4 protein-coding genes are annotated in these 3,925 nt (G+C 69.9%); all 4 read left to right on the forward strand.

Translation table 11 applies throughout. The annotated features are described in order from the left end of the window. Positions 1-117 precede the first annotated feature (117 nt). The 4 genes from ACFYWY_RS35865 to ACFYWY_RS35880 all read left to right on the forward strand — a co-directional run bounded on the left by ACFYWY_RS35865 (position 118) and on the right by ACFYWY_RS35880 (position 3,660). On the forward strand, positions 118-981 hold the full coding sequence (locus ACFYWY_RS35865) for a hypothetical protein (RefSeq protein ID WP_389194942.1): 864 nt from the start codon (positions 118-120) through the stop codon (positions 979-981). Between the two features lie 221 nt (positions 982-1,202). Continuing rightward, positions 1,203-1,661, forward strand: coding sequence for a hypothetical protein (locus ACFYWY_RS35870; protein WP_389194945.1), 459 nt, complete (start codon positions 1,203-1,205; stop codon positions 1,659-1,661). Positions 1,662-1,924: 263 nt separating this feature from the next. Then, positions 1,925-2,638 (forward strand): RNA polymerase sigma factor, encoded by a 714-nt coding sequence (locus tag ACFYWY_RS35875; RefSeq protein ID WP_389194947.1) that lies wholly within the window; start codon positions 1,925-1,927, stop codon positions 2,636-2,638. Beyond that, positions 2,638-3,660, forward strand: a complete 1,023-nt coding sequence (locus tag ACFYWY_RS35880; RefSeq protein WP_389194950.1) for a hypothetical protein — start codon at positions 2,638-2,640, stop codon at positions 3,658-3,660. The genes ACFYWY_RS35875 and ACFYWY_RS35880 overlap by 1 nt, the downstream gene beginning before the upstream one ends. Positions 3,661-3,925 lie beyond the last annotated feature (265 nt).

Genomic DNA, 3,925 nt, shown 5'->3' on the forward strand with positions numbered 1-3,925 from the left:
GGAACGCGCCAAGGCGATACGACGTCCGCCGGACGACCACACACCGATTTTCACGCACACAGGGTGTCGCCGTCAGGCGACCGGATTACTGACCCGCCCGGCCGAAGGAGTCTGAACATGCGAGTGAACTACAGACTTGCCGCGCTGATCATCCCGCTCTCCCTTTCGCTGATCGGTTGCTCAGCGGAAGGGGAGCCGACGGAGTCGGTCCAGGCGGCTGGGTCAACGAGCCCCGAAGTGAAGAAAACGGAGCCTGCGAAGCCGGTCACCGCTGAGGATTTTCTTGACCGAGCGGAAGAGGCGATGGCGGCCCAGGGCGGCTGGACGTTCGCGGTGAAGGGCAGCGAGAGTCTCGTCTTTCAGGGGCAGGCGAGCACCGCTTCTTACAAGGCCACGGTCAGGCGGACCCAGGACCCTGAGGCTTTCCACTCCTCAGGGGCCGTCATCAGCAAGGGGAAGCGTAAGCCTGAAGAGATCTTTGTGGTCGGTGGTACGCAGTACGTCAAAGAAGGCCGGGACGCCTGGAAGCGCGGCCCGGTCTCCGATCCGGACATGAAGAACAAGGTGGAAGACCCCATGGCTGCCATAGGGGAGTTCAGGAAGTACGTCCAAGAGTCGGGGGATGACGTCACGCTGACCAAGGAGGAAGGGAAGGTTCGACTCCAGGTCCGCTCCGGCTCACGGAAGTTGTCGGAGGTGCGGGACCGGGCCTTTGCCGAGAAGGCGGTACGCGAGTTGAAGCCGACCCTGAAGCAACTCCAGAAGGCCGGGGTTTCAGCGACCGAGGACCAGCTCACGCTGTCCCAGCTGGAGGAGACGCTGATCCTCGACCCCGAAACGTACAGAGTCGAATCCCACCGGTTCCGTTTCGGCTTTCTGATTCCCTACGGGGGACAGGGCATCACCTACGGCCAGGATGTGAACGAGGAGAACCGGGGAGTGTTCCACGGGGACATCGAGCTTCCTGCCGGGGTGAGTTGAGCGAGCCGGGAGTCTCCGCGAACACGCGGGGCTCACGCAGGAAGCGCCGGCGCCGCAGCTGCACTACCTGACGCACTCCCTCGCCTCCGTGGAGCAGGGCAGGCGCTGCCCGACGACGCCCGAACCCCGCCAATGGTTGTACGGGCAGCCCGAACTCACGCGTGAGAACCAACACTTCCGCACAGCGTGATGTTCTTCATGTACATGCCGCTGGGTCTGGCATGGATACGGACTTTGGGGTGCTGCCCGGTGCTGCCGAGATGCGCGTCTATGTCGCCGGGGTCGTCGACCGGCTGACGGCGCGCGGCCGGCTGCCGCTCGACTACTCGGTGGGCAGCCTGCGGATCGTCGACTTCATGGTGGACGGGGTACGGCGCGGCCGTCCGGAGGCCGGGCGGGTCTCCGGGCTCCTTCAGGGCCTCGGGGCGTACGTGGGAGAGGTGATCGTCCGACGGGCCGGGGCCCGGTGGGTGGACCTGGAGCCGGAGCAGCGGGAGCTGTTCGGCCAGCCGGTGGGGATCCGGATGCCCGACGGGCGCGTGTGGAATCCGCTCGGCAAGGTCGTCAACCGCTTCGAGCTGGGCGGTCCCGAGGAGTCGGTGCAGCGCTTCTATCTGCTGCTGCACGGGCGGGCGCGCAAGGCTGCCGCGCCCGACGCCCCGCCGGTCATGTGCTGCTGACGGACCGGCCCCGGACGTAGAAGGACGACCGGGGCCGCCACCCCCCACAGGAGAGGCCCCGGTCGTCGATCGCCGGGGCCGCAGAGCCGCCCCGTACTCCTCTCAGCGCCGCGAGTGGGTTTTCTGTCACACCGCGCCGTGTGCGGGAATCGTTGCAAGTTGTACAAGGCATGGACGTGACCGCACCATAGGACGTAGCGTGCTGATTCGCGCAGGACCGCGCGGCAGTGGTGACCAGCTGCGATTCAGGACAGGTTGAGGGAGTGCTGGGGGACGACGCGGAGTTGACGGCCGCGGTGCTCGCGGCACAGGACGGGGACGAGAGCGCCTTCCGTACTGTGTACCGCGCCGTGCACCCACGGCTGCTCGGCTATGTACGCACTCTGGTCGGCGAACCGGACGCCGAGGACGTCGCGTCCGAGGCCTGGCTGCAGATCGCCCGCGACCTCGACCGGTTCAGTGGGGACGCGGACCGCTTCCGCGGCTGGGCCGCACGGATCGCCCGCAACCGCGCCCTCGACCACATACGCATGCGCGGCCGCCGCCCCGCCGTCGGCGGCGACGAGACCGAGCTCACCGGCAGGGCCGCCGACTCGGACACCGCGGACGAGGCCATGGAGGCTCTCGCCACCGGCAACACGATGGCCCTCATCGCCCAGCTTCCGCAGGATCAGGCCGAGGCCGTCGTACTGCGCGTCGTGGTCGGCCTCGATGCGAAGAGTGCGGCCAAGACGCTGGGCAAGCGGCCCGGCGCGGTACGCACCGCTGCGCACCGTGGGCTGAAGCGGCTGGCCGAGCTGCTGGGCGCGGAAGCCGCACCGGCTTTCAGCGAGGACAGCGGCGAGGCGGACCAGGCAAACCCTGGCGCCGACCGCGCGGATCTGAACGGTGTACCGCCGCAGCGCGGCCCCCGGCCGGGCGCGACGGCACCCGCCGGTGTGACGCATTCACGCCTGCGGACGCAGAAGGACATGTGATGGCCGACGAGCGGTACGAGTGGCTTGACAGGGAAGCGGCGGAGCGACTGCTGCGCGGTGAACCGGTCGAGACCGCCGACGAGCACGCCCGTATCCAGGCCGCGCGACTGTCCCGAGAGCTGTACGGCATGGGCAGACCCAGCCGCCCCGGCTACTCGGACGGCGGTGAAATGCCCGGCGAGGCGGCCGCATTGGCCGCGTTCCGGAAGTCCAGGGCGGAAGCCGACGCGCCCGCCGGGGACATGCTCGGGACCGTACATCTCGCTTCTTCCGCGCGCGCCGCCTCCGCGCATCGCGCGCCCCGCACTTTCTTCGCCCGCCCGGTGCGCTTCGGGCTTGCCGCCGCGGTGGCCGGCTGTGCGCTCGGCGGCGTCGCCGTCGCCGCGGGCACGGGCTTTCTGCCGTCGCCCTTCCGCGACGATCCGCTGCCCGCGTCCACCGTCTCGGCCGCCGCGACCCCCGGGCCGCTGGTCTCCGAGACGGACACCGGTGGGGGAGTGGTCGCACCCCCGCCGATCTCGGGCTCGCCCAGTACGCCACCGGTGTCGCCCCCGGCGAGTGACGGCGGCGACTACCCGGGCTCGTCGAGCGGCGGGGACAGCGGCTCGGGCAGGCAGCAGGGCGACCCGGACGAGAAGTCCCCCGACCCGAACGCCGAGTCGTACCGCAAGACGGTCGAGGCCTGCCGCGACTACCGCAGTGGCCGCATCGCCCCCGACCGCAAGCGGCAGCTCGAGGACGCGGCCAAGGGGGCGGGCCGGGTGGAGCGCTTCTGCGACCGGCTGCTCGACGGCGACACCGACGACGGCAGCCAGACCGACGGCGGCAGCGGTACCGGTGACGGCGACAGCGGCGACAGCGGTGACGACGGCGGAAAGGACCGGGGCGCCCCCGCCATCGACAGCCGCTCCGGCGCTTCACTGCCGCCCGTCTCCTGGACGCCACTGCCCGCGGAGCCCGCGCCCCTGCCGTCAGAAAGTGCCTCGGTGCCTTCGTTCGGCGCTGCTTCGACCCCCTTCTGACCTGCGAATTCTCGGCAGTGACGATTTTCGGCCGTCCAGGTGTGACGTTTTTTGAGCCCACGGCGCAGTAGAGAGTGAGCCGACTGGTCATCGGCTGCACCAGAGCCGGGGTTCCCCCCGTACCTACGGCTCGGTGCAAACGGCGCGGGGGGGGGCCCGTGCCCCCCGCCCCCCCCCCCCCCCCACACCCCCCCCCCCCCCCCCAAAAAAAAAAAACGCGGACCCGTTTGGGCCAGGCCGCAACGCGCAGCCAGAATACCCCCCT

The sequence above is a fragment of the Streptomyces sp. NPDC002870 genome (genome assembly GCF_042888505.1).
Classification (GTDB): domain Bacteria; phylum Actinomycetota; class Actinomycetes; order Streptomycetales; family Streptomycetaceae; genus Streptomyces.